The following is a 24,918-nucleotide window of genomic DNA, read 5'->3' on the forward strand; positions in this document are numbered from 1 at the left end:
GTATCGAAGAAACGCAGGGAAATGGTCGTGTTTAATGACTTTTATTAGCCGTCCGGTCAGATGGTCAACAGCTGCCGGTTACGTGCGCGGGCAGGAAGCGGTTGCACGCGGGCGCTGGCGGGTAATGGCTGATGCAGCCAGTTGAGACGGATCTCTTCGATTTCCACCCAGCCTTCGCCCATGGGTTGCAGGCTGCACTGCTTGAATGCCTGGCAACGGCCGTCGCGATCGAGCAAAGCGAAGCTGCGGTGATGAGGGCGAGGGGTGAACAGGGAAATAAGGAAGCGCATGATCGAATACCGGGTCAGGGAGCTTGGGACAAGCCTGGCAGCGGCCCATGACATGCCGGTGTAAGGACCGTGACAATGGGGTGACAGGAACCGGCAACCACGGCCCGTGTCAGACATTTCAGTATTCATCGTGCGACGCTAGTTCACGGCGATGGCGCACCGCTATACTGCCGGCCTGTTTGTGCCCGATTCTGGAGAGAAGAGCATGTTGCAACGCCTGTTGTTCGGTTTGATCGCTGTGACCAGTCTGACCCTCGTCGGCTGCGCCCACAGCCCGCAACAACTTAACCCGGAGCCCAAGCTCAATGCCCAGCTGGCGCCTGTGGGTCGTGGCCAGCCGGTGGTGGTGCGGGTGGTGGACGGTCGTCCGTCGCCGACGCTCGGCACCCGTGGCGGGCTGTATCCGGAAACCAGTGTGATCACGGTGCAGGGCGCGCAGATCCTGCCCAAGCTGCAGGCCCAGGCTGAAGCCGCCGTGCGTTTGCTGGGCTTCACGCCGACCGCCAATGCCTTGAATGCACCGCAACTGACCGTGACCCTGGCCGAGCTCAAGTACCAGTCGCCCAAGGAAGGCATGTACGTGACCGAAGCCACCATCGGCGCGACCTTTCGCTCCGACGTGCAGAACGCCAACCGCCGCTACAGCGGTCGTTACGGTGCTTCCCTGGACCAGCGCTTCGGCATGGCGCCTAACCAGGACACCAACACCAAGCTGGTCAGCGATGTGTTGAGCGACGCCCTGACCCGGCTGTTCAAGGACCCGACCATTGGCCAGGTGCTGGCTGAGTAAGATTTCGGCCGCATGACCCTGGGCTGCAATGGCCCAGGGGGGCGATGAGGCTTGTGACCTGTGGGAGCAAGGCTTGCCCGCGATAGCGATCTGTCCTTCCCTGCATTGTCGAAGGTGCCGCCCTCATCGCGGGCAAGCCTTGCTCCCACAGAATGGAACCGTCATGCAGCCTCTGAGTACAGCTCCAGTACGCTGATCCCGGTCAGCAGGTCTGTCTCCGGCAGGTCGGCATGTTGATGGCCGCCGAGGGCGCAATACACCAGCCAATGTCGGTCCTGCACGTTGAAGGACAGACTGTCGACGAGGTTCTGTTGTTCGTCGCTTGGGCTGATGAGATAGAGGCGGTCCTGGTTTTCGGCGTGCAGCATGACGGGTTCCGTGCAGGTTTGAAGGGCGACAGAGTGGCCTAATCAGATGACGAAACCGTGACGGGTGAAATTAGAAAATTGAGCCCGCCCCTGTGGCGAGGGGATAAATCCCCTCGCCACAAAAGCATCCAATCCTGTAGGGGATCGTTACTGGTCGGAAAAAGCGGTGCAGGGCGTCAGGCTTTCGGTAGAATCCGCGCCCTGTTTGTAGGTCCCGGGCGTGTCCTGTCCGTTTTTTCGCTTGAGGTTCGTGATGTCGTCGCATCTGCTTTCGTTGTTCGCTGCCCACCCCGCCAAACTGATCAACCTGCTCGCGTTGCTGTTTGCCTGCCCGGGTGGCTGGGTGCTGCATGCGACGCGCCGCCGTGAACAACGGGCGCGAGCCTGCCTTGAAGCACGCAATCGCGATGGCAACGAACGATTTGAAGCGCTGCTGGATCTGGCCACTCAGCGGATGAACCGGTTTTTCTACCGGTTTGGCTTTGGTTGCCTGGCGCTGGCGTTGCTGGTGTCGTGGATCAGTACGCAGTTCTGATGAAGTAGCCGTGGCAAGGGCGTTTGTTCCCGCTGGGCTGCGCCCGTAGGAGCTGTCGAGTGCAACGAGGCTGCGATCTTTCCACAGTCACTTGAGTCTCAAGCGAAAGATCAAAAGATCGCAGGCTTCGCCAGCTCCTACAGAGTCCAGCGCAAGCAAGCTCCCTCGCCACAAGGTTCCCCTAATTCAACTTAACGTTCCGTGAGGAGTTTCCATGATCAGCAAAATTCCCGAACCGGATCTCGAATACCTGCAAAAGGTCCTGCTGGAGATGCTCGCCATTCCCAGCCCTACCGGCTTTACCGACACCATCGTGCGCTACGTCGCCGAGCGGCTCGAAGAGCTGGGTATCGCTTTTGAAATGACCCGCCGTGGCACGATCCGCGCCACGCTCAAGGGGCGCAAGAGCAGCCCCGACCGGGCCGTGTCGGCACACCTGGATACCATCGGTGCCTCGGTGCGGGCCATCAAGGACAACGGCCGCCTGACCCTGGCGCCGGTGGGTTGCTGGTCCAGCCGCTTTGCCGAAGGCAGCCGGGTCAGCCTGTTCACCGACACCGGCGTGATCCGTGGCAGCGTGCTGCCGTTGATGGCGTCCGGGCACGCGTTCAATACCGCCGTGGATGAGCTGCCCATCAGTTGGGACCACATCGAGCTGCGCCTGGACGCCTATTGCGCCACCCGCGCCGATTGCGAAACCCTGGGGGTGGGCATCGGCGATTACGTCGCCTTCGATCCCTTGCCGGAATTCACCGAAAGCGGCCACATCAGCGCCCGGCACCTGGACGACAAGGCTGGGGTCGCGGCGTTGCTGGCGGCGCTCAAGGCGATTGTCGACAGCGGTGAAGAACTGCTGATCGATTGTCACCCACTGTTCACCATCACCGAGGAAACCGGCAGCGGTGCGGCCGCCGCACTGCCCTGGGATGTCAGCGAATTCGTCGGCATCGACATCGCGCCCGTCGCCCCTGGCCAACACTCAAGCGAACATGCAGTCAGCGTGGCGATGCAGGACTCTGGAGGCCCTTACGACTATCACCTGTCGCGGCACTTGCTGAAACTGGCCAAGGAAAACGACGTACCGGCACGCCGCGACCTGTTCCGCTACTACTTCAGCGATGCCCATTCAGCCATTACCGCCGGCCACGACATTCGCACCGCCCTGCTCGCCTTCGGCTGCGACGCCACCCATGGCTACGAACGCACCCACATCGACAGCCTGGCCGCCCTCAGTCGCCTGCTCGGCGCCTACATCCTCAGCCCGCCGGTGTTCGCCAGCGACGCGCAACCGGCCCAAGGCTCGCTGGACCGCTTCAGTCATCAGATCGAACACGATACCCAGATGGAAAGTGATACTCGGGTGCCATCGGTGGATAGCTTGGTGGGGCAGCGCTCCGATAACTGATCCAGCTCGCGATACCGGCTGACAGCATGACTCCCTCGGAACACACACAATCCAATTGTGGGAGCGGGCTTGCTCGCGAAAGCGTTGGGTCAGTCAGCATAAGTGCTGAATGTACCGCCGCTTTCGCGAGCAAGCCCGCTCCCACAAGGATTTGCAATGGCCATAAAACCAGGCTAGCCGCAAAAGCCCATTGGCCGTAGCATCGCCCCATTGTCTAGCCGAGGTACTCCATGCTCATCCCCCACGACCAACTCGAAGTCGACACGCTCACCCGCCTGATCGAGGACTTCGTGACCCGCGACGGCACCGACAATGGTGACGACACGCCCCTGGAAACCCGGGTTCTACGGGTCAGGCAAGCCCTGACCAAAGGCCAGGCGTTGATCGTCTTCGACCCCGAAAGTGAACAGTGTCAACTGATGCTCAAGCACGACGTGCCCAAGCACCTATTCGACTGAACAGGCCTTGCGAGTGGCCTGGGCCTTTTTCCTCTGGATCTTGTCGTAGATTTCGGAGCGATGGACATCGACGTGCCGTGGCGCTTCCACGCCAAAACGCACGGTGCCGCCACTGACCGACAGCACACGGACGGAAATATCGTCACCGATGGAAATCAACTCACCTACAGCGCGGCTTAGTACAAGCATGGTTCTTGTCCTTAAGAATGTCTGGACCCTGACCATGCCCGGCCTGTTTCCCGTTCTCAAGACACCCGCGAGAATTCAGTAAGGCCCTACAAGCAAAGTTCTCGTGACTGACGGAAATTTCCTGCAAAACCCTGTCGGATCGCCGGTTATTTCAGGGTGCCGAGAACCGCGGGCCGAATAGAATCACACTCGCCCCCAACACGCAGAGCGCCACGCCAATCCAGTCGGACCCCAGTGGTCGCACTCGCTCGACCATCGCCAGCCAACCGATCGAGGCAACGATATAGATGCCGCCATAGGCGGCGTAGGCGCGCCCGGCATACGTCGCTTCGATGCGGGTCAGCAACAGGGCGAACACCGTGAGGCTGAGCAACGCCGGAACGATCCACCAGGCGCTCTTGCCCTGGCGCAACCACATCCAGAAGGCGTAGCAGCCCGCGATCTCAAACAGCGCGGCGAGAAAAAACCACAGGTAATTGAGCATGCAAATGTCCATCAGGAAGGCCGAATGGCGCCATCCTGAGGACATCGGGCACCCAGGTCAATTGAGGTTTTGCCGGGCCTTGGCGCGCATCTTGTCGGCCATGACGGTCATTTCGTCGTACAGCAACTGCGGATTCTTCTGCTTGAGCGCCCAAGCCATGCGTCCCTGTTCGTGGGGCAGGATCATGAACTGGCCCTGGGCGACCTGCTGGTAGATGTAGTCGGCAATATCCGTGGCGCTGATCGGTGAGCTTTCCAGCAACTTGCCAACCTGGGCCTTCATGGCCGGGGTCGGGCCGCGGAAGGAGTCCAGCAGATTGGTCTGGAAGAACGACGGACACACCACGTGTACACCGATCTCCTGCTGCGCCAGTTCCACCAGCAGGCTTTCCGACAACGCCACGACGCCAGCCTTGGCTACGTTGTAGTTGCTCATGGCCGGCCCCTGCATCAGGGCTGCCATGGAGGCGATGTTGATGATCTTGCCGCGGCTTTTTTCCAATAGCGGCAGGAACGCCTTGCAGCCCTTGACCACCCCCATGAGGTTGATCGCGATCTGCCAGTCCCAATCCTCCAGCGAGAGTTCACTGAAGAAGCCGCCCGAGGCCACGCCGGCATTGTTGACGATGATATCGATGCCCCCGAGCTTCTCTTCGCAGGCCTGGGCGAACGCAGTCAATTGGCTGTAGTCGCGCACATCGCAGCGCTGGATGAAGCCGTCGCCACCGGCGGCGCGCACGAGTTTGAGGGTTTCCACAAGGCCTGGCTCGCTGACATCCGACAAGGCCAGGCGCCAGCCTTCACGAGCCCAGCGCAGCGCGATTTCGCGACCCAGGCCAGAGCCGGCACCAGTGATCATCATGCGATTTTGCATAGCAAACAGCCTTGTTGTTCCGGGAGAGATAGGCCGAGTGTAGCGAAGGCGTTCGACGGACCAAGCTCCATCAGATTGCTGAATGGCAAGGGCAAACCGTAGACGTATAAAAACTTTGAATTTTCTACAAAGCGCTATGGTCAGATTTATTAAGCCGCCCGGATTTAACGCATGCGCGCTGGCAGTTGAAAGTTGTATCACTCCAGAACTGACCAATAAGGAAATCTACAATGGGCACAATTCTCATCATTATCCTGATTCTCCTGCTGATCGGTGGTCTTCCGGTCTTCCCGCACTCCAGAAGTTGGGGTTACGGCCCGTCCGGTATCATCGGTGTCGTGTTGGTGGTGCTGTTGATCCTGCTATTACTGGGCAAAATATAAACCACTAAGTAAGTGCCAAAAAAAAGAGGCCTTTTCAGGCCTCTTTTTTATGCTCGCCGTTTTATCAGTCCGGTTTGCCGTCAACGACGCCAGCGGTGTTATCCAGCAGGCTCTTGGTCGCGGTTTGCAGGAAAGCTTCGAGCTTGAGTTTCATCTCGGCAGCGTCAGGTGCATTCTGGATAATTTGCTCATGCGGTTTGGCGCCCAGCTCATAGCGATACATCTTCGGCGCCATTTCCTTTTCCTTCGGAAGCATCAGGACGGTGTCACCATGGATAATCGCGGTGGTCTGATCACTGCCTGACGGCTTGATCACACCAAAACCGGGATCGCCTTGCGGCAGGTTCAGCAGATCACGGCCCCAGCACTGGTTACGCACCTGCCCACCGATCCGGCCCATGATGGTCGGCACGATGTCGACTTGAGTGCCCACGGTGTGGCTAAGCTGGCCGAATTTTTCCTGGACGCCCGGGCCGATCAAGAGCATCGGCACGTGGAAACGGCCCAGGTCCATCTCGGTGATCTGGCGTTCGTTGCCAAAGCCATGGTCGCCGACCACCACGAACAGCGTTTCCTTGAAGTAAGGCTCTTTACGCGCCTTCTCGAAGAACTGGCCCAGCGCCCAGTCGGAATAGCGCATGGCGGTCAGGTGTTCGTTCAGGCTGCCACGGTCGGTGACCCGCTCGACCGGCAACGGCGTCGGCAACGCATAAGGGGTGTGGTTGGACAGGGTTTGCAGCAAGGCATAGAACGGCTTGCCGTTTTCCCGCGCCTTGAGCTCGATCAGACCACGGTCGAACATGTCCTGGTCGGACACGCCCCAGGTCGGATCGGAGAACACCGGGTTCACGAAGTCGTTACGCCCGATGAACGTGGTCATGCCCTGGCTGCCGAAGAAACCCGACTGGTTGTCCCAGGCGAAATCGCCGTTGTAGACGTACACATCGTCGTAGTTACGAGCGCTGAGCAGTTGCGGCAGCCCCGACAGCTTGTGGCTGCCTTCCGGCGTCTGCATCAGGTATTCGAAACCCGGCAGGTTCGGGAAGCACGCCATGGTGGCGAACATGCCTTGGTGGGTGTGGGTACCGTTGGAGAAGAAACGGTCGAACAACAGGCCTTCCTTGGACAGTTTGTCCAGGTAAGGCGTGATGTTGCCCGGCGCGCCCAGGGCTCCCACCGAGTGACCGGCCATGCTTTCCATGAGAATCACGACCACGTTCTTGATCGGCAGGGTCTTGTCCGCCGGCGGCGTGTAGTCGCGGCGCACGGCGGCTGTCGCAGTGTCCACCAGTTTATCGTCAGGCATCACCAGCATGTCCCGCACGGTCTGCTGTGCCAGCGGTTGCTCAAGGGTGGCTTTCCAGATGTTGTCACGGTCTTCGGACATCCGGCTCTTGGCCGCGGCCACCAGCGACAAGGTGCCGTTGAGGCCCAACTGGTTGGCGAAGTTCGAATCGGTGGTGTAGACGTCGCCCCAGCGCAGAGGCGGCCCTTGGCGCAAGGTGCCACGCGCAGCGGCCACGGCCACCAGCAGGCAAACCATGAACACCGCGACCCGCCCATACCACGGGGCGATCTGGCGGGTGCCGATGGTGCCGCCACTGAAAGGCCCACGGGGACGCGTGGCGCGGTCGGCGCCCTTGAACGCCAGGCTGAGGACGATGGTGCCGCCGACCCAGGCCAGCAGGTAGCGCACCACCGGGAAACCGTACCAGAGCATGCTCATCACGGTTTTCGGGTCTTCCTTCACATACTGGAAGACCAGGCCGTTGAGGCGCTGGTGGAATTCACGGTAGAAATCCATCTCCATCAGGCCCAGGAACAGCGCGATGCTGGAGGTGACAGTCAGCCAGAAACGAAAGAACCCACGGGCCGCCATGGCCCTTGCGCTGAACAACGCCAGCAGCAACGGGATGCAGAGGTAGACCACCAGGCGCAAGTCCAAACGCAGGCCGTTGACGAAGGCTTCAACGAAGGTCGAAGCCGGCGTGTCGAGGATCATTTCGCGGTTATAGACCAGCAGCGCCAAACGCAGCAGGCTGAACATGACCATCATCACCAAGGCACAAAGCAACGTGTAGGCCAGGTGCGATTTGACGGTCGGTTGCAGCAGGCGATGCGTAGTACGCTGCTGACTAAGGGCGTCCGGGATTGCCATGTCGTTTAAGGACCCTATCGGAATTGGAGTGACAAAAAGAAACAACGGCGCGCCCTCTGTTGACCAAAGCCTGGCCTCGGGGCGTGTGCAGATGTGCACAAACGGCTATCGCCTTGCCATTAAATAACCGGTGGCGATATGAGCGCAGGGGATTGTCCGCAAGACGTGGTGAAAATTTCGTTCAAAGAATATTCAGAAACACAAAAAGCCCAGCCTGCTGATGCGGATGAGCCGAACACTATTGTGGCAAGGGGATTGATTTATCTGTGGGAGCAAGCTGTGCTCCCACAGATGCCCCCCTTTTGGCTCCAGGGTTCCCGGCGCTTAGTGGAATTGGCGCCCCAAGCCCGCCGGAACGCCTTCGATGGTGGTGTCTTCCCATGGGCCATTCGGGCTCACGGAACGGCTCCAACCGTTGTTCCAGCGATAATAGGTACGCTGGCGATAGAACGTGTTCGTCTGATTGTCCAGCACATAGACCCCAAGCTTGGCGTCCCAGTGGCTATTGCCACCTGGCGGCGGAGCGAAGCTGGCAGAGGTGCGCGGCAGTGGTTTGGCCGGTTTGTTCGGGATGGCAGGCTTGAGCGGCGGTTTGGACGGGGCCGGTTTGGTGGTCGGGGTCGACGGTGGAATCGGTGGCAGCGGCGCCGAGGGCTCCGACGGACGCTGGACCGCACAAGCGCTCAGGCCCATGACGAGCGTGAGCAGGGTGATACGAGCGATGGCGGTCATGGTGCGAATTCCTGTTATTTGTCCGGGCTGTCGATGATCAGTTGTTGCGGCGCCGTGGTGCTGCTCGCCAGGGGCTGGCTGCGGCCGATCCACTCACCCGCGGTCGGCTGGCCGGCCCGGGAGATGCGCGCCACCAGTTGGACTTCGGGGAAGTTCGACAGTTTCAACTGCGGCATCATTGCGTCCGCGTCACCCAGTTCTACCGTGACCGGCAGATCGGCAACCGTCAGGCGCTTGGCGGCCAGCGGCGCCGGCGGGCCGCTAACGGCGCGAGCGAAGATGAACACGCTGTCGCCCGGTTGCACCTTGGCCTTGAGTGCCGGTGCCAGGTCGACGCGCACCTTGAGCAGTGCCGCAGCCTTGGTCACCGGCGCCTGGGCGACCTTGCCACCGCTGGCTTGCAGCTTCTCGGTGGCGCGGGTGATGCCGCCCTGCAGCGCTTCACGGGACTTGTCACCCTCCGGCAGTTCCACCAGCAGACGCCCCCAGTAATTGATCGCGTCCTGATAGCGTTCACCTTCAAAGGCAGCAATACCCAACAGGCCGAGGCTGGTGACTTCCTTCGGATCGAGCTTCAACGCTTCGTCGGTCAGGGCCTGGAGTTTGTCCGACCATTTCTTGCCATCGGCAAAATATTGCGCCTGGGCCCATTGGCCCAGCAGTTCGGGTTGACGACCGGCCACCGCCACGGTGCGCTCGAAGAGCTTCGCCGCGTCGGCGGGTCGATCCTGGGCCATGTAGGTACGCCCGAGAAAATACAGGCCCTCGGCGTTATCCGGCTGCGCCGCCACCGCACGCTCCAGGCGCTGGGTCATCTCTTCCATCGACTGCGGCGCCTGGGCGAACTCACGGGTCAACTCGACCTTGTCACTGGCGCCGAAATGCAGGTACAGCGCCAGGCCCAATACCGGCACCAGCACGGCGGCGAGCAACGGCAACGGCTTGCCCAACCGGGATTCGCGCGGCGCATCGGCACCCTCGGTGTCGGCGAGCAGTTCACGGGCGGCTTCGGCGCGACCGGTGTCCAGTTGCGCGGCGTTGAGCACGCCCTCCTCCCGCTCGGTCTGCAATTCGGCGACGCGTTCCTGATACAACGCCACGTTGAGCGCGGTACGGTCCTCCTCCAACTGGGCGCGGCGACCACGCAGTACAGGGATCAACAGAAAACTCAGGGCAACCAGAAGAAGCAGACCTGCGGCGAGCCAGAAATCAATCATGCTTGGTTTTATCCAACAGTTGGTCGAGGCGCTGGCGCTCTTCGACAGAAAGCGTGTCCGGGGCGGCCGTGCGCTGGACCCGGCGCCGACGGACGATCACTGCAATGACCACGAAACCGCCAAGCAACAGCCCGGCAGGGCCGAACCAGAGCAGCGCGGTCTTGGAGGACAGGGCGGGGTTGTAACGCACGAACTCACCGTAGCGATCGACCATGAAGTCGATGATCTGCTGGTTGTCCTTGCCCTCGCCGAGCATGCGGAAGATTTCCTTGCGCAAGTCGGCGGCAATCGGCGCGTTGGAGTCGGCGATGTCCTGGTTCTGGCACTTGGGGCAGCGCAGTTCCTTGGTCAGTTCGCGAAACCGCTCGCGCTCGCCGTCGTTGGCGAATTCGTAAGTGTCGATGGCGGCATGGGCCACACCGGCCAGGCTCAAACCGAGGATGGCAGCGGCTAACCAGCGCTTCATGGTTTGGCCTCGTCCACCAGTGCCTGATACTTGGCGGCCAGTTTCTCGCGCCAGACCTGTTCGTCGATCACGCCGACGAACTTGTCGCGGATGATGCCCTTGGCATCGATGAAGAAGGTTTCCGGCGCCCCGTAGACACCCAGGTTCAGGCCCAGGGAGCCGTCTTCGTCGCGGATGTCCAGCTGATACGGGTTATGGAACTCGGCCAGCCACTTCAAGGCGTCGGCGTTGACGTCCTTGTAGTTGACGCCGTAGATCACCACGCCGTTCTGGGCCAGCTTGTTCAGCACCGGGTGTTCAACCCGGCAGGAAATGCACCAGGTGCCCCATACGTTGACCAGGGCCGGCTTGCCCAGCAGGTCGGCGCGGGTCAGGGTCTTGTCACCTTGCACCGAAGGCAGGGAAAACTCCGGGAACGGCTTGCCGATCATCGCCGAGGGCAACTCGGTCGGATTCAGGTACAGCCCACGATACAAAAACACCGCCATCAACAGGAACAATGCCAGCGGCACCAACATCAACCAACGTTTCATGCAGTGGCTCCCGTCACACCCAGGGCTTCACGCACCCGGGTTTTCACCTTGACTCGATAACGACGATCCAGCGCCGCCAGCACCCCACCCAGGCCGGTGAGCAAGCCACCGAACCAGATCCAGCGTACGAACGGCTTGACGTGGACCCGCACCGCCCACGCGCCGTCGCCCAGGGACTCGCCTAGCGCCACGTAGAGATCGCGGGTGAAACCGGCATCGATCCCGGCTTCGGTCATGACCGAGTTCTGCACGGTGTAGAGACGTTTTTCCGGGTGCAGCACGGTGATTTCCTGGCCGTTGCGGATGACCCGCACGGTGCCTTTGTCGGACGTGAAGTTCGGGCCCTCGAAATGCTTGGCACCCTCGAAAACGAACTGATAGCCGGCCAGGTCCATGGACTCTCCCGGCGCCAGGCGCAGGTCGCGCTCGGCGCTGTTCTGGCTGGACAGCACCACACCCAGGGCGCAGACGGCGATGCCCAGGTGGGCGATCTGCATGCCCCAGTAACTGCGGGTCAGGGTCGGCAGGCCCTTGATCAGGCCTTTGTGCCGGGTCTTGTCGAAGATGTCCCGTACCCCCGCCAGCAATACCCAGGCCGCCAGACCGAACGTCGCCAGCACCGCCCAGTTGAAGTCGCCATACGCCACGCCGGCCGCCACGGCCAGGGCGGCCGTGCCCAGCAGCACCGGGGTCAACATGCCCAGCAGCCACTTGACCGGAGTGTCTTTCCAGCGCACCAGCATGCCGATGGCCATCACCACCATCAGGATCGCCATCAGCGGGATGAACAGCGCATTGAAGTACGGCGGCCCGACCGACAGCTTGGCGCCGGACAGCGCGTCGAGCACCAGCGGGTACAACGTTCCCAGCAGGATCATCGACGCGGCCACCACCAACACCAGGTTGTTGCCCAGCAGCAGGGTTTCCCGCGACCAGAGGTTGAAGCCGACCTGGCTCTTGACCACTGGCGCACGCAGGGCGAACAACGTCAGCGAGCCGCCGACCACGAACATCAGGAACATCAGGATGAACACGCCACGTTCAGGGTCCGAGGCGAAGGCGTGCACCGACGTCAGCACGCCGGAACGCACCAGGAACGTCCCCAGCAGGCTCAGCGAGAACGCCGCGATGGCCAGCAGCACGGTCCAGCTCTTGAACACACCGCGTTTTTCCGTGACGGCCAGGGAGTGGATCAGCGCCGTACCCACCAACCAGGGCATGAACGAGGCGTTTTCCACCGGGTCCCAGAACCACCAGCCGCCCCAGCCGAGTTCGTAGTAGGCCCACCACGAACCGAGGGTGATGCCGATGCCGAGGAAGGCCCAGGCGACGATGGTCCATGGACGCGACCAGCGTGCCCATGCGGCATCGAGACGACCACCGAGCAACGCGGCGATGGCGAAAGCGAAGGCCACGGAGAAGCCGACGTAGCCCATGTAGAGCATCGGCGGGTGAACGATCAGGCCGATGTCTTGCAGCAATGGATTGAGGTCGCGGCCATCCGTCGGCATCTGCGGCAGGATGCGCTCGAACGGGTTGGAGGTGACGATCAAAAACAGCAGAAAACCGGTGCTGATCATGCCCATCACTGCCAGGACCCGCGCCAGCATCACTTGCGGCAACTGTCGGGAGAACACCGAGACGGCGAAGGTCCAGCCGGCGAGGATCAACGCCCAGAGCAACAGCGAGCCTTCGTGGGCGCCCCACACGGCGCTGAACTTGTAGTACCAGGGCAAGGCGCTGTTGGAGTTGCTGGCGACGTACTCCACGGAAAAGTCATCGGCCATGAACGCATAGGTCAGGCAACCGAAGGCGAATAGCATAAAGGCGAACTGCCCCCACGCCGCCGGCTGGGCCAGGCTCATCCACAAGCGGTCGCCGCGCCAGGCTCCGAGCAAGGGCACCACGGCCTGTACCAGGGAGAAACACAGGGCCAGGATCATCGCCAGGTGGCCCAGTTCGGGAATAAAGATGCCGGTCGTCATGAATCAGCCCTCCTTCACGGGAGCGGGCGCCGACTGGCCGCTGTCTTTCAGGGCCTTGGTCACTTCCGGCGGCATGTATTTTTCGTCGTGCTTGGCCAGCACTTCATCGGCCACCACCACGCCGTCGGCATTGAGCTTGCCCAGGGCGACGATGCCCTGCCCTTCGCGGAACAAGTCCGGAAGGATGCCGCGATAGGTGATGGTCACGGTCTTGCTGAAGTCGGTGACGTTGAACTTCACGTCCAGCGAATCCCCGGAACGCACCAGCGAACCTTTTTCCACCATGCCGCCGGCGCGGATACGCGTGTCTTTCGGCGCTTCGCCGTTGGCGATCTGGGTCGGGGTGTAGAACAGGTTGATGTTCTGCTGCAAGGCGCTCAGGGCCAGGGCGACTGCGGCACCGACACCCACCAGGATCGCAAGAATGATGATTAGACGTTTTTTGCGCAGCGGATTCACTGACCGTTCTCCCGGCGCAGACGACGCGCCTCTTGTTGCAGATACCGCTTGCGGGCCAGGATCGGCACCGCCACGTTGAGGACTACCACTGCCAGGCAAATGCCATAGGCTGACCAGACATACAGGCCATGATGGCCCATGGCGAGGAAATCGCCGAATGAAGCGAAACTCATCGAGCGGCCTCCAGGCTGTTCTGTACTTCGGCCTTCACCCAACTGGCCCGGGACTCGCGCTTGAGCACTTCCAGGCGCATGCGCAGCAACAGCACCGCGCCGAAGAAACAGTAGAAACCCAGCACAGTCAGCAACAGCGGCAGCCACATTTCGACGGGCATCGCCGGTTTTTCGGTGAGGGTGAAGGTCGCGCCCTGGTGCAGGGTGTTCCACCACTCCACCGAGTACTTGATGATCGGGATGTTGATCACACCGACAATCGCCAGCACGGCGCAGGCCTTGGCGGCACTGTCACGATTGCTGATGGCGTTGCCCAGCGCAATAAGACCGAAGTACAGGAACAGCAGGATCAACATCGACGTCAGTCGCGCATCCCAGACCCACCACGAACCCCAGGTCGGCTTGCCCCAGATGGCCCCGGTGACCAGCGCCACGGCGGTCATCCAGGCGCCAATGGGGGCGGCGCATTGCAGGGCGACGTCGGCCAGTTTCATCTTCCACACCAGCCCGACCACACCGCACACCGCCAGCATCACGTAGACGGACTGGGCCAGCATCGCCGTGGGCACGTGGATGTAGATGATGCGGAAGCTGTTGCCTTGCTGGTAGTCCGGCGGTGCGAAGGCCAGGCCCCAGACTACGCCAAAACCAATCAGCAACAACGCAGCAATGCTCAACCATGGGAGCAGTTTGCCGCTGATGCCGTAGAACCATTTGGGTGAGCCGAGCTTGTGAAACCAGGTCCAGTTCATTGCTGTTTCCATCACGGTTGCGGCTCGCCATCGCGAACCGCCGGGTCAGCCTTTACTTCCGAAGAAGTGGTCAGTTTTTGACCTGGCCTCGTTATTATTCGCCGACGCTGATTTTCAGGCCAGCGGCTATTGCAAAGGGTGTCAGGGTTATCGCCAGGGCGGTCAGGCTCCCAAGCCACAGCAGATAACCGGTCGCGGGCATCCCTTGCAAGGCCGCTTGCAAGGCACCACTGCCCAGGATCAAGACCGGGATATACAACGGCAGGATCAGCAGCGCCAGCAACAGGCCGCCGCGCTTCAAACCCACCGTCAATGCCGCGCCCACCGCACCGAGCAGGCTCAGCACCGGCGTGCCCAGCAGCAGCGACACCAGCAGCACCGGCATGCACGCCCCGGGCAGCCCCAGCATCATCGCCAGCAGCGGCGAGAGCAGCACCAGCGCCAGCCCGGAAAAAACCCAGTGTGCCAGTACCTTGGCCAAAACCAGAAGGGCCAGGGGGTGCGACGAAAGGACCCACTGTTCCAGTGACCCGTCTTCGAAATCACTGCGGAAAAGCCCGTCCAGCGAGAGCAGGACTGATAAAAGCGCGGCCACCCAGACCAGCCCCGGAGACAAGGTTTGCAACAATTGAGTCTCCGGACCGACCGCCAACGGGAACAGCGCGATGACGATCGCGAAGAACACCAGCGGATTGGCCAATTCGGCCGGACGACGGAACAGCAGGCGCGCCTCGCGGGCAAGCAACAGGCCAAACACACTCATACGGCCCAGTTCCCCAGATCAATGTTGCGATAACCGGCCGGCATTCGCGCCAGCGTGTGGTGGGTGGTCAAGAGCACCATGCCGCCGTTTTCACAGTGCCGGGCCAGGTGTTCCTCAAGCTGCGCGACGCCCTGCTTGTCCAGGGCGGTGAATGGTTCGTCGAGAATCCACAACGGAGGGCTGTCCAGGTACAGCCGGGCCAGGGCCACGCGGCGTTGCTGGCCGGCGGACAGGGTGTGGCTCGGCACGTCTTCGAAGCCGCGCAGCCCTACCGCCGCCAACGCCTGCCAGATCGCCTCGCGGCCGGCCGGCGTATGCAATGCGCAGAGCCAACTGAGGTTTTCTTCGGGGGTCAGCAAGTCCTTGATGCCGGCGGCATGGCCGATCCAGAGCAGGTTGCGGGCCAGTTCGCTGCGCTGGCTGTGCAAGGGTTGGCCATTGAGCAACACCTGGCCTGCGGTGGGCTGCATCAACCCGGCCAACAGGCGCAACAGGCTGGTCTTGCCACTGCCGTTGGGGCCACTGATTTGCACCATATCGCCACGCGAGAGTCTCAATTCGAGATTTTCGAAAAGCAGTCGCAAGTCTCGCTCACAGGCGAGGCCGACGGTTTGCAGGAGAGGATTGCTCAAGGGATCGCGGGCCTTATACGGTTCAAGTCGGCGGTGCAGCGGCCGTTAAAGAGGTGCAGCATAGATGCTTTGACGACCTGTTCCACAGAGCTGCGTCAAACAATTGCAAGGTTTTCGCCACTCCCTGAAAGACGGGCGGCATTATACATGTGATGCCCTACGCTAAAGAGGGCTTATTTTCCCAAGGTAAGACCGCAGATGACAGGCGACATGAACATCCTGCCGCTGCCCCAGTCCACGGCAACGACGCGTATGCCGGCGGTCAGTGGCGAGTTGCTCAAACTGCTGGTGCCGGCCCAAGGCCTGATCGGCTCGGGCCAGACTGCCCAGGCCGAAGTGCTATCGCTCAAGCAGGCCGACCAGACTTTCCAGCTGTTGCTCAAGGTCACGCTGGAGAGCGGCCGCCAGACCACCGTGCAGGCCACCAGCACCCAGCCGCTCCCCCAGGGCACCAGCCTGGCCGTGACCCAACCGTCCGCCAGCAACCTGGCGATTGCCGTGCAACAGGCCGTGTCCTCCAGCGTCGCCACCCTCACCCGAATCGACACCGCGCAGTTGCCGGTAGGCACCCTGCTGCAAGGCAAAGTGCTGACCAGTCAGGCGTTGCCGCAGCTGCCAGGGCAACCGACGGTGTATCGATCGTTGGTAAGCTTGCTCAACACCGCCCAGGCGGGCAGCACCCTGGACATCGACAGCCCCCAACCGCTGCGCATCGGCACGCTGTTGAGCGCCCAGGTGCAAGATGCCCAGACGCTGAAGTTCGTTCCGCTGAGCAACCGCCAGGAGCAACTGGCGGTAAGCCAGCAACTGGTCACCCAAGTGAGTCGCCAGGGCTCGCTGGACAGCCTGATCAGCGCCCTGCAAAACCTGCCGGCCACTGACGACACCGGCACCGAGCTGCGCGCCGCGGTGACTCGTTTGTTGGCTGGCCTGCCGGATGTCCAGCAACTGAGCACACCCAAGGGTTTGGCCCAAGCCATGGTCGCCAGCGGCGTATTCCTGGAAAGCAAATTGCTCGCTGGGCAACCACCGAGCCTGGCGCCGGACATGAAAGGCGACCTGCTGAAACTGATCGCCCAACTGACACCGGCCCTGCCCGCCTCCACCAACCTCGGCGCCATCATTGCCGCCAATACGCTGGCCCAAGTCCTGCCGAGCTTCGTCCGCAGCGCCCTGGGGATGCTCGGCCAGGTCAGCGCCAAGCCGCAACCCACCAGCTTCCCCCTGCCCTCGCGCCAGATGAAAGGCCAGGACGAAGAAGGCGACCTCGAACACCTGCTGCGCCTGGCCGCTGCCGCCGTGTCACGCTTGCAAAGCCATCAATTGTCGAGCCTGGAGCAGACCGGCCTGACCGACGACGGTCGGCTGATGAGCACCTGGCAATTGGAAATCCCGATGCGCAACTTGCAGGACATCGTGCCGTTGCAGGTCAAGTTCCAGCGCGAGGAAACCCCGCCCCGGGAGCAGCCAAACGAGCGCAGGGAAGAACGCGAGCCGAAACAGCAGCTCTGGCGGGTGGAACTGGCATTCGACATGGAACCGCTCGGCCCGCTGCAGGTTCAGGCCCAGTTGCTCAGCGGCAGCCTCTCCAGCCAGTTGTGGGCCGAACGGCCGTACACCGCGAGCCTGATCGAAAGCAACCTGACAGCCTTGCGTGAGCGCCTGGTGACTTGCGGCCTGAACGTCGGCGACCTGGACTGCCACCTCGGCACCCCGCCCCAAGGCCCCAAGACTCGCCTGGAACAACGCTGGGTGGACGAAACCGCATGACAACCCATACCGAACCCCGCCAGGCCATTGCCCTCAAGTACGACGGTCACCACGCCCCGACCCTCACCGCCAAGGGCGACGAGGCCCTGGCCGAGGAAATCCTGCGCATTGCCCGCGAAAGTGAAGTGCCGATCTATGAAAACGCCGAGTTGGTGAAGCTGTTGGCACGGATGGAATTGGGGGACAGCATCCCGGAAGAGCTGTACCGCACGATTGCCGAGATCATTGCGTTCGCCTGGAACCTCAAGGGCAAGTTTCCCCAGGGCTACGACCCGAATGCGCCGAGTGTCGAAAAGGATGTGACCGACCGCGGCGACGATTATTAATCACAGCCACCTGGACTAATGCCTGTCAGTTAGGAGCAAACGGCATAATCCTGTGGGAGCAAAGCTTGCTCGCGATAGCGGCAGAGTCGCCAATATTGTTGTCGGCTGGCTTACCGCAATCCCGAGCAAGCTTTGCTCCCACAGGTTTGCTGTTTAACTGACAGGTATTAGCCACCTGGGCTGCGTTTTGGGTTAAAAATAATCAATCTGCAAGCCCCAGAAAACCTGTGGGAGTGAGCCTGCTCGCGATGGGGCCCTGTCAGTCAATATTGAGAGACTGACACACCGCTATCGCGAGCAGGCTCCCACATTGGATTGGGGAGAATGCGTTCAGCCGCCCTTGTGCAGCTTGCTCATCAACTCCGCCTCGGCCTGGGTCAGGCCGCAGGCTTGGGTCAGTTCGTCGACGCTGGCGCCCATGCCCACCAGGCGGGCGGCCTGGGCGAAGGACAGGCTGGAGGGGTCGCGCTGTTCCAACTGGGCGAGTTTATCCGGCAACGGCGCGACCACGGCACGCAGCTCATGGAGCGCTTCGCCCATGCGCACGGTGCCGTTCTGGTAATCGTCGACGCGCTTGGCCAGGTCCTTGATGCGCTGGTCGCGCAACGCATCGCCCTGGGCCTGCTGAGCGGCGATCTGCCGCTGGCCACGTATGTACGCCAAGAACATCGCCAGCGTGCCTGCCCAGAAAAGGAACAGGACAATGACTGCTACCTCAAGAATCAAATCAGATACTCTCCAGTTCCGACCACTCTTCTTCGCTCATCATCTTGTCCAGTTCAACCAGAATCAACAACTCGTTGTTCTTGTTGCACACGCCCTGAATGAACTTGGCAGATTCTTCGTTACCCACGTTCGGCGCAGTCTCGATTTCCGACTGACGCAGGTAAACCACTTCGGCGACGCTGTCGACCATGATGCCAACCACTTGCTTGTCGGCTTCGATGATGACGATCCGGGTGTTGTCGCTGATCTCGGCATTCATCAGGCCGAAGCGCTGGCGGGTATCGATCACCGTGACCACGTTGCCACGCAGGTTGATGATGCCCAGCACGTAGCTCGGCGCACCCGGAACCGGGGCGATCTCGGTATAGCGCAGCACTTCCTGAACGCGCATCACGTTGATGCCGTAGGTTTCGTTATCGAGCTTGAAGGTCACCCATTGCAGAATCGGATCTTCAGAACCCTTTTGAGACGACGCCTTATCATTCATACCCTGACCCCTCGAAAAACCGCCTGTGGCGGCGTGTATTCTGTCCGGCGACGCTGTGCGCCACCGGTTGTCTTATTTCGGTTTCTGGACCGGCTTGCTGCCGCCCAGGTGTTTTGCCCCGCCGCTGGCGATCAGCTCCGCCAGCTCGGAAACGTCCAGCAAGGCGCACATGTGCTCGATCACCGTACCGGCCAGCCATGGCCGTTGCCCTCGATGGCTGCGCCACTTGATCTCGTTCGGGTCCAGGCGCAGCGAGCGACTGACCTGATGCACCGCCAAACCCCACTCGTAACCCTGCACTGAAATCACGTACTGCAAGCCTTGGCGAAAGTCATCGCGATAACGGTCCGGCATGACCCAGCGCGCGGTATCCAGGACCTTCAGGTTGCCGGCCTGGCTCGGCAGGATCCCGAGGAACCATTCCGGCTGGCCAAACAACGGCGTCAATTCCTGCCCGGCCAGGGAATAAATCGATCCCAGGCATACCAGCGGCACCGCCAGGGTCAACCCGGCCACATCGAACAACAAACACTCGAACGGCTCGGCAGCCCAGGCCGGACGGTCGTCGCCCGGCACCGGTGGCGGCGGATTGCTCGGCGGCAGGTGGATTTCCACCACCGGCGTCACCAGGCCTTGTAGCAGCGGGGCAACGGTCGAGACCGACGCCAGGATCGGCGCAGGCGCGTCCAGGACCGCCACCTGAGGCTTGATAAACGGCGCCTCGACCGCTGCAGCCACTACTGCTTTCTGTGCGTCACGGGCCTGCTCTTCGAGCACGGCCGCTTGAAATTCATCCAGCACACCCTTGGCTTCAACGTGCTCGGGCAACGCCTCGATCACGCTTGGCGGCGGTGGCAATTCTTCGGTCGCTTCCTGCAGCAGCCCATCCAGATAGGATTGCAGGGCCATTTGCGGACGCGAGGTTGTCTTTATCGGGCGGCTCATAGGAACAGTGCGCCACTTGAAGAGGTTATCGGCATGAATGCGGTAGGACTTGAGCGCTCGCAAGCGAACACGATGCCAGTGGAAAACCTCGTCACTTAAGCCACCTGCTGCGGAACAAGCTGCTGGGCCAGCAGGTGCTTGAGCAGCGCCCGGTAAGCCAGCACGCCACGGCTCTTGCCATCGAATTGCGAAGGGGTCACTCCGGCGCGGCTGGCGTCCCGCAAGCGGGTGTCGACGGGGATATAGCCTTGCCAGATGTCATCCGGGTACATGTCCCGCAACACCCGCAGGGTACCCAGGGACGCCTGGGTGCGACGATCGAACAAGGTCGGCACGATGTTGAAGGCCAGCGTCTGTTTGCGCGAGCGGTTGACCATCGCCAGCGTATTGACCATGCGCTCCAGGCCTTTGACCGCCAAGTGCTCGGTCTGTACCGGGATCACCAACTGCTGGCTGGCCGCCAAGGCATTGACCATCAGCAGGCCCAGCAACGGCGGGCTGTCGATGATTGCGTAATCGAAATCCTGCCACAGCTGCGCCAGACTCTTGGCGATCACCAGACCCAGGCCGCTCTGCCCGGGCGACTGTCGCTCCAGGGTGGCGAGGGCGGTGCTCGACGGCAACAGGGAAATCCGCTCGTCGCTGGTGGATAACAGCAACTGCCCCGGCAGGCCCTCGGGCACTACGCCCTTGTGCAGGAATAGGTCGTAGTTGCTGTGCTCCAGGCTGTCAGGATCGTAGCCGAAATAGCTGGTCATCGAGCCGTGGGGGTCCAGATCGACGATGACCACGCGCTTGCCCGCCTCGGCCAGCAACCCGGCTAAAGCGATGGAAGATGTGGTCTTGCCCACACCACCTTTTTGATTGGCGACTGCCCAGACTCTCATTCGGATCGTTCCTCCCGGCCGAAACAGGCTCGACCGAGAAATAGCTCGGTTATAAAGCGGGTGACGGAGAATTGACGGCACTCTGTCTTCCCGGCGACTTGACCGGAGCCGGTGCAGTTTGTGTGCCAGCCCGCTTCAATGCCGCATCCGGAGTTGCATTGGTCGTACCGGTACCGGTCAGGCTGCGACGCACATCCAGGTTACGCGACACCACCAGCACCACCCGCCGGTTGCGCGCGCGCCCCTCGGCAGTGGCGTTATTGGCGACCGGCTGGAACTCGCCGTAACCCACCGAGGCCAGGCGACCAGGCTTCACGCCCTGCATCGCCAGCATGCGCACGATGCTCGCCGAACGGGCCGAGGACAGTTCCCAGTTGGTCGGGTACTGCGCAGTACGGATCGGCTGGTCGTCCGTGAAGCCTTCGACATGGATCGGGTTGTCGAAGGGCTTGAGGATCGCCGCGACCTTATCGATGATGTTGAACGCCATGTCGCTGGGCATGGCATCGCCGCTGCCGAACAACAGACTGGAATTGAGTTCGATCTCGACCCACAACTCGTTGCCGCGCACAGTCATCTGGTTGGAGCTGATCAGGTCACCGAACGCCGCGCTGATATCGTCGGCGATGCTTTTCAACGGATCGCTACTGCCGGCGATACCGGCCTCGACCTGCTCGCTGTCCTTGACCAAGGGCTTGGCCGGGGTCGTGGTCTTCGGCCGCTCCTCACCGATGGGGATAGGCTTGAGGGCGCGGTCGGAGTCGGTAAAGACACCGATCAATGCCTCGGAAATGACTTTGTACTTGCCTTCGTTGACCGACGAGATCGAATACATGACCACGAAAAAAGCGAACAGCAGCGTGATGAAGTCGGCGTAGGAAACCAGCCAGCGTTCATGGTTGACGTGTTCTTCACGATGCCTGCGACGTGCCATGCTCCATATCCCCCATTAGTCCATGAAGCCTTGCAGCTTCAACTCAATGGAGCGTGGGTTTTCACCTTCGGCGATCGACAGGATCCCCTCCAGCAGCATTTCGCGATAGCGCGACTGGCGCAACGCGATGGACTTGAGTTTGGCCGCGATGGGCAGCAGCACCAGGTTGGCACTCGCCACGCCGTAGATCGTGGCGACAAACGCCACGGCGATGCCACTGCCCAGTTGCGACGGATCGGCCAGGTTGCCCATCACATGGATCAGGCCCATCACCGCACCGATGATGCCGATGGTCGGCGCGTAGCCGCCCATGCTTTCGAATACCTTGGCCGCCTCGATGTCGCGACTTTCCTGGGTGTAGAAATCCACCTCCAGGATGCTGCGGATGGCTTCCGGCTCGGCGCCGTCCACCAGCAATTGCAGGCCTTTGCGTGAGTAGTTGTCCGGTTCGGCATCGGCCACCCCTTCCAGACCCAGCAGGCCTTCCTTGCGCGCGGTCAGGCTCCAATTCACGACACGATCGATACCACCAGCCAGGTCGACACGGGGCGGGAACAGAATCCAGATCAGCACCTGCATGGCGCGCTTGAAAGCGCTCATGGGCGACTGCAACAGCGCTGCGCCAACGGTGCCACCGATCACGATCAACGCCGCCGGGCCGTTGGCCAGGGCGCCCAGATGACCGCCTTCCAGATAATTGCCGCCAATGATGGCGACGAACGCCATAATGATGCCAATCAGGCTGAGCACATCCATTAAATGCAGGCCTCGACCAGGTGTCTACCGATGTCGTCCAATCCGTACACCGCATCGGCAAGATCGGCTTTTACGATGGCCATTGGCATGCCGTAGATCACGCAACTGGCTTCGTCCTGGGCCCAGATTGCACTGCCGCCCTGCTTGAGCAGGCGCGCGCCTTCGCGACCGTCGGCGCCCATGCCGGTGAGCACCACCGCCAGAACTTTGTCACCGTAGGACTTGGCCGCAGAACCGAAGGTAATGTCCACGCAAGGCTTGTAGTTCAGACGCTCGTCGCCCGGCAGGATTTTCACCGCGCCGCGGCCATCGATCATCATCTGCTTGCCACCCGGGGCCAACAACGCCAGGCCTGGACGCAGGATGTCGCCATCCTCGGCTTCCTTGACGCTGATGTTGCACAGCTTGTCCAGGCGCTCGGCAAACGCCTTGGTGAACGCTGCAGGCATGTGCTGGATCAGCACGATGGGGGCCGGGAAGTTGGCCGGCAACTGGGTCAGGACCCGCTGCAGTGCCACCGGGCCACCCGTGGACGTGCCGATAGCGACCAGCTTGTAGGCTTTGCGCTTGGGTGCTGGTGACGAGGCACTGGCGGGCGCCGCCGAGCGAGCCGGCGCAGGTGCCGGGGCGCTGCGTACCGGTGCCGGATTGAAGCTGCTCGATGCAGTCGGTGTCGGCGACGGTGCCGGGCTTGGCGCCGCAACAGGGGCTGGCGCCGGTGCGCTGTAGGCACCGACACGGCGGTTGCTGCGGGAAATGCTATGGACTTTTTCGCAGAGCAACTGCCGGACCTTGTCGGGGTTGCGCGAAATGTCTTCGAAGTTCTTTGGCAGGAAATCCACCGCCCCGGCGTCCAGCGCATCGAGGGTCACCCGGGCGCCTTCGTGGGTCAGGGACGAGAACATCAATACCGGCGTCGGGCAGCGCTGCATGATATGTCGCACGGCCGTGATGCCGTCCATCATCGGCATCTCGTAGTCCATGGTGATCACGTCCGGCTTGAGAGCCAGGGCCTGATCAATCGCCTCTTTGCCATTGGTCGCGGTACCGACGACCTGAATACTCGTGTCCGCCGAAAGAATTTCCGAGACGCGGCGGCGGAAAAACCCCGAATCGTCCACCACCAGGACTTTAACTACCATAAACACTCCGTTAGACGAGGCGCGGCCCTGGGCCACGCCCCTCCAGAATCAAATACGCCGGGCGGCGTAACGCTTGAGCATGCTTGGCACATCGAGAATCAATGCGATGCGGCCGTCGCCGGTGATGGTGGCGCCGGACATGCCCGGGGTGCCCTGGAGCATCTTGCCCAACGGCTTGATGACCACTTCTTCCTGGCCCACCAATTGGTCGACGACAAAGCCGATCCGCTGGGTGCCCACCGAAAGGATCACCACATGGCCCTCGCCCTGCTCTACATGAGCAGCGGAGCTGACCAACCAGCGCTTGAGGTAGAACAGTGGCAGTGCCTTGTCCCGTACGATCACCACTTCCTGGCCGTCCACCACGTTGGTGCGCGACAGGTCGAGGTGGAAGATCTCGTTGACGTTGACCAGCGGGAAGGCGAATGCCTGGTTGCCCAGCATCACCATCAGGGTCGGCATGATCGCCAGGGTCAACGGGACCTTGATGACGATCTTCGAGCCCAGGCCCTTGGTCGAGTAGATATTGATCGAACCGTTGAGCTGGGAAATCTTGGTTTTCACCACGTCCATGCCCACGCCACGGCCCGACACGTCGGAGATCTCGGTCTTGGTCGAGAAACCTGGGGCGAAGATCAGGTTGTAGCACTCGGATTCGCTCAGGCGGTCGGCGGCATCCTTGTCCATCACACCGCGTTTCACCGCGATGGCACGCAACACGTTCGGGTCCATGCCTTTGCCGTCGTCGGAGATCGACAACAGGATGTGGTCGCCCTCCTGCTCGGCGGCCAGGATCACCTTGCCGCCACGAACCTTGCCTGAAGCTTCGCGTTCCTCCGGCGACTCGATGCCGTGGTCGACTGCGTTGCGCACCAAGTGGACCAGCGGGTCGGCCAGGGCCTCGACAAGGTTCTTGTCGAGGTCGGTCTCTTCCCCCACCAGTTCCAGGTTGATTTCTTTCTTGAGCTGGCGAGCCAGGTCGCGAACCAGGCGCGGGAAGCGCCCGAAGACTTTCTTGATCGGCTGCATCCGGGTCTTCATGACCGCGGTCTGCAGGTCTGCCGTGACCACGTCGAGGTTCGACACGGCCTTGGACATGGCTTCGTCCTGGCTATTGAGGCCCAGGCGCACCAGACGGTTACGCACCAGCACCAGTTCGCCGACCATGTTCATGATCTCGTCCAGGCGTGCGGTATCGACCCGAACGGTGGTCTCGGCTTCGCTGGCCGGTTTGTCCGCTGGCGCAGCCGCCGGAGCACGGGCTGGCGCCGGGGCAGCAGCAGCGGCAGCGGCAGGCTTG

At 61.7% G+C, this 24,918-nt stretch carries 31 protein-coding genes; 7 read left to right on the forward strand and 24 right to left on the reverse strand.

The features are described 5' to 3' along the window. Positions 1–56 precede the first annotated feature (56 nt). Positions 57–290 carry a hypothetical protein gene (locus CFII68_RS14890; RefSeq protein WP_018606501.1) on the reverse strand — a complete coding sequence of 78 codons (234 nt, stop codon included), beginning with the start codon at positions 288–290 and terminating at the stop codon, positions 57–59. A gap of 205 nt (positions 291–495) precedes the next feature. Between CFII68_RS14890 and CFII68_RS14885 the strand changes: the two genes are divergently transcribed. Further along, positions 496–1,080 carry a YajG family lipoprotein gene (locus tag CFII68_RS14885; protein WP_003205489.1) on the forward strand — a complete coding sequence of 195 codons (585 nt, stop codon included), beginning with the start codon at positions 496–498 and terminating at the stop codon, positions 1,078–1,080. 161 nt (positions 1,081–1,241) lie between these two features. Here CFII68_RS14885 and CFII68_RS14880 read toward each other — a convergent pair whose 3' ends face one another. After that, positions 1,242–1,448, reverse strand: a complete 207-nt coding sequence (locus CFII68_RS14880) for a hypothetical protein (RefSeq protein ID WP_014340170.1) — start codon at positions 1,446–1,448, stop codon at positions 1,242–1,244. Between the two features lie 253 nt (positions 1,449–1,701). Here CFII68_RS14880 and CFII68_RS14875 point away from each other — a divergent pair, with 253 nt between their 5' ends. The 3 genes from CFII68_RS14875 to CFII68_RS14865 all read left to right on the forward strand — a co-directional run bounded on the left by CFII68_RS14875 (position 1,702) and on the right by CFII68_RS14865 (position 3,846). Next, positions 1,702–1,983, forward strand: a complete 282-nt coding sequence (locus CFII68_RS14875) for a hypothetical protein (RefSeq protein WP_014340169.1) — start codon at positions 1,702–1,704, stop codon at positions 1,981–1,983. 214 nt (positions 1,984–2,197) lie between these two features. Further along, positions 2,198–3,388, forward strand: a complete 1,191-nt coding sequence (locus tag CFII68_RS14870; RefSeq protein WP_018606504.1) for an osmoprotectant NAGGN system M42 family peptidase — start codon at positions 2,198–2,200, stop codon at positions 3,386–3,388. Between the two features lie 230 nt (positions 3,389–3,618). Continuing rightward, positions 3,619–3,846 carry a YheU family protein gene (locus CFII68_RS14865; protein ID WP_003199186.1) on the forward strand — a complete coding sequence of 76 codons (228 nt, stop codon included), beginning with the start codon at positions 3,619–3,621 and terminating at the stop codon, positions 3,844–3,846. Here CFII68_RS14865 and csrA read toward each other — a convergent pair. The 3 genes from csrA to CFII68_RS14850 form a co-directional block, all read right to left on the reverse strand. After that, entirely contained in the window at positions 3,835–4,035 is a 201-nt protein-coding gene (csrA, locus tag CFII68_RS14860; protein WP_018606525.1) for a carbon storage regulator CsrA, read from the reverse strand. The two genes, CFII68_RS14865 and csrA, sit on opposite strands and share 12 nt — an antisense overlap. Before the next feature lie 151 nt (positions 4,036–4,186). Continuing rightward, the gene (locus CFII68_RS14855; protein WP_033062619.1) at positions 4,187–4,519 is read right to left on the reverse strand and encodes a YnfA family protein; all 333 of its coding nucleotides are present in this window, start codon (positions 4,517–4,519) and stop codon (positions 4,187–4,189) included. 57 nt (positions 4,520–4,576) lie between these two features. Continuing rightward, entirely contained in the window at positions 4,577–5,392 is an 816-nt protein-coding gene (locus CFII68_RS14850) for an SDR family oxidoreductase (RefSeq protein ID WP_018606529.1), read from the reverse strand. A gap of 230 nt (positions 5,393–5,622) precedes the next feature. Between CFII68_RS14850 and CFII68_RS26740 the strand changes: the two genes are divergently transcribed. After that, positions 5,623–5,775: a DUF3309 family protein gene (locus CFII68_RS26740; RefSeq protein ID WP_018606531.1), complete on the forward strand. Its 153-nt coding sequence runs from the start codon at positions 5,623–5,625 to the stop codon at positions 5,773–5,775. Between the two features lie 64 nt (positions 5,776–5,839). Here CFII68_RS26740 and CFII68_RS14840 read toward each other — a convergent pair whose 3' ends face one another. The 11 genes from CFII68_RS14840 to ccmA all read right to left on the reverse strand — a co-directional run bounded on the left by CFII68_RS14840 (position 5,840) and on the right by ccmA (position 15,645). Further along, positions 5,840–7,933, reverse strand: coding sequence for an LTA synthase family protein (locus CFII68_RS14840; protein ID WP_018606533.1), 2,094 nt, complete (start codon positions 7,931–7,933; stop codon positions 5,840–5,842). Between the two features lie 324 nt (positions 7,934–8,257). Further along, positions 8,258–8,665: a hypothetical protein gene (locus CFII68_RS14835; protein WP_018606535.1), complete on the reverse strand. Its 408-nt coding sequence runs from the start codon at positions 8,663–8,665 to the stop codon at positions 8,258–8,260. Positions 8,666–8,679: 14 nt separating this feature from the next. After that, positions 8,680–9,882, reverse strand: a complete 1,203-nt coding sequence (gene ccmI / locus CFII68_RS14830; protein ID WP_018606537.1) for a c-type cytochrome biogenesis protein CcmI — start codon at positions 9,880–9,882, stop codon at positions 8,680–8,682. Next, positions 9,875–10,348, reverse strand: coding sequence for a cytochrome c-type biogenesis protein (locus tag CFII68_RS14825; RefSeq protein WP_018606539.1), 474 nt, complete (start codon positions 10,346–10,348; stop codon positions 9,875–9,877). Before CFII68_RS14825 ends, ccmI begins: the two co-directional genes overlap by 8 nt. Then, positions 10,345–10,881 carry a DsbE family thiol:disulfide interchange protein gene (locus CFII68_RS14820; protein ID WP_018606541.1) on the reverse strand — a complete coding sequence of 179 codons (537 nt, stop codon included), beginning with the start codon at positions 10,879–10,881 and terminating at the stop codon, positions 10,345–10,347. Before CFII68_RS14820 ends, CFII68_RS14825 begins: the two co-directional genes overlap by 4 nt. After that, positions 10,878–12,866, reverse strand: coding sequence for a heme lyase CcmF/NrfE family subunit (locus CFII68_RS14815; RefSeq protein WP_018606543.1), 1,989 nt, complete (start codon positions 12,864–12,866; stop codon positions 10,878–10,880). The genes CFII68_RS14820 and CFII68_RS14815 overlap by 4 nt, the downstream gene beginning before the upstream one ends. A 3-nt stretch (positions 12,867–12,869) precedes the next feature. Continuing rightward, positions 12,870–13,325, reverse strand: a complete 456-nt coding sequence (gene ccmE / locus CFII68_RS14810) for a cytochrome c maturation protein CcmE (protein WP_014337191.1) — start codon at positions 13,323–13,325, stop codon at positions 12,870–12,872. Continuing rightward, positions 13,322–13,498, reverse strand: a complete 177-nt coding sequence (ccmD, locus tag CFII68_RS14805) for a heme exporter protein CcmD (RefSeq protein ID WP_014337190.1) — start codon at positions 13,496–13,498, stop codon at positions 13,322–13,324. The genes ccmE and ccmD overlap by 4 nt, the downstream gene beginning before the upstream one ends. After that, on the reverse strand, positions 13,495–14,250 hold the full coding sequence (locus tag CFII68_RS14800) for a heme ABC transporter permease (protein WP_014337189.1): 756 nt from the start codon (positions 14,248–14,250) through the stop codon (positions 13,495–13,497). The genes ccmD and CFII68_RS14800 overlap by 4 nt, the downstream gene beginning before the upstream one ends. Positions 14,251–14,344: 94 nt before the next feature. Next, a complete protein-coding gene (gene ccmB / locus CFII68_RS14795; protein WP_003199151.1) occupies positions 14,345–15,013 on the reverse strand; it encodes a heme exporter protein CcmB in 669 nt (222 codons plus the stop codon). After that, positions 15,010–15,645 (reverse strand): cytochrome c biogenesis heme-transporting ATPase CcmA, encoded by a 636-nt coding sequence (gene ccmA, locus CFII68_RS14790; protein ID WP_024618187.1) that lies wholly within the window; start codon positions 15,643–15,645, stop codon positions 15,010–15,012. The genes ccmB and ccmA overlap by 4 nt, the downstream gene beginning before the upstream one ends. Before the next feature lie 198 nt (positions 15,646–15,843). Between ccmA and CFII68_RS14785 the strand changes: the two genes are divergently transcribed. Both CFII68_RS14785 and CFII68_RS14780 read left to right on the forward strand, forming a co-directional pair. Beyond that, complete coding sequence (locus tag CFII68_RS14785; RefSeq protein ID WP_018606548.1) at positions 15,844–17,415, forward strand: flagellar hook-length control protein FliK; 1,572 nt, start codon at positions 15,844–15,846, stop codon at positions 17,413–17,415. After that, positions 17,412–17,741, forward strand: coding sequence for an EscU/YscU/HrcU family type III secretion system export apparatus switch protein (locus tag CFII68_RS14780; RefSeq protein ID WP_003199146.1), 330 nt, complete (start codon positions 17,412–17,414; stop codon positions 17,739–17,741). Before CFII68_RS14785 ends, CFII68_RS14780 begins: the two co-directional genes overlap by 4 nt. A gap of 330 nt (positions 17,742–18,071) precedes the next feature. Here CFII68_RS14780 and CFII68_RS14775 read toward each other — a convergent pair whose 3' ends face one another. The 8 genes from CFII68_RS14775 to CFII68_RS14740 form a co-directional block, all read right to left on the reverse strand. After that, positions 18,072–18,467, reverse strand: coding sequence for a DUF2802 domain-containing protein (locus CFII68_RS14775; protein ID WP_003183966.1), 396 nt, complete (start codon positions 18,465–18,467; stop codon positions 18,072–18,074). A gap of 1 nt (position 18,468) precedes the next feature. Further along, positions 18,469–18,954, reverse strand: a complete 486-nt coding sequence (locus CFII68_RS14770; protein WP_003199144.1) for a chemotaxis protein CheW — start codon at positions 18,952–18,954, stop codon at positions 18,469–18,471. A gap of 72 nt (positions 18,955–19,026) precedes the next feature. Then, a complete protein-coding gene (locus tag CFII68_RS14765) occupies positions 19,027–19,899 on the reverse strand; it encodes a CheW domain-containing protein (protein WP_033062617.1) in 873 nt (290 codons plus the stop codon). A gap of 95 nt (positions 19,900–19,994) precedes the next feature. After that, entirely contained in the window at positions 19,995–20,786 is a 792-nt protein-coding gene (locus CFII68_RS14760) for a ParA family protein (protein WP_018606550.1), read from the reverse strand. Positions 20,787–20,835: 49 nt separating this feature from the next. Then, a complete protein-coding gene (gene motD / locus CFII68_RS14755) occupies positions 20,836–21,720 on the reverse strand; it encodes a flagellar motor protein MotD (protein WP_018606552.1) in 885 nt (294 codons plus the stop codon). Positions 21,721–21,735: 15 nt separating this feature from the next. Then, a complete protein-coding gene (locus CFII68_RS14750) occupies positions 21,736–22,476 on the reverse strand; it encodes a flagellar motor protein (protein WP_018606553.1) in 741 nt (246 codons plus the stop codon). Continuing rightward, positions 22,476–23,618: a chemotaxis response regulator protein-glutamate methylesterase gene (locus CFII68_RS14745; protein WP_018606555.1), complete on the reverse strand. Its 1,143-nt coding sequence runs from the start codon at positions 23,616–23,618 to the stop codon at positions 22,476–22,478. Before CFII68_RS14745 ends, CFII68_RS14750 begins: the two co-directional genes overlap by 1 nt. Positions 23,619–23,666: 48 nt before the next feature. Beyond that, the coding region (locus CFII68_RS14740; protein ID WP_018606557.1) for a chemotaxis protein CheA at positions 23,667–24,918 on the reverse strand (1,252 nt) is incomplete at its 5' end.

Origin of the sequence: Pseudomonas sp. CFII68 (genome assembly GCF_000416195.1) — a bacterium.
In the GTDB taxonomy this organism is placed as follows: domain Bacteria; phylum Pseudomonadota; class Gammaproteobacteria; order Pseudomonadales; family Pseudomonadaceae; genus Aquipseudomonas; species Aquipseudomonas kilonensis.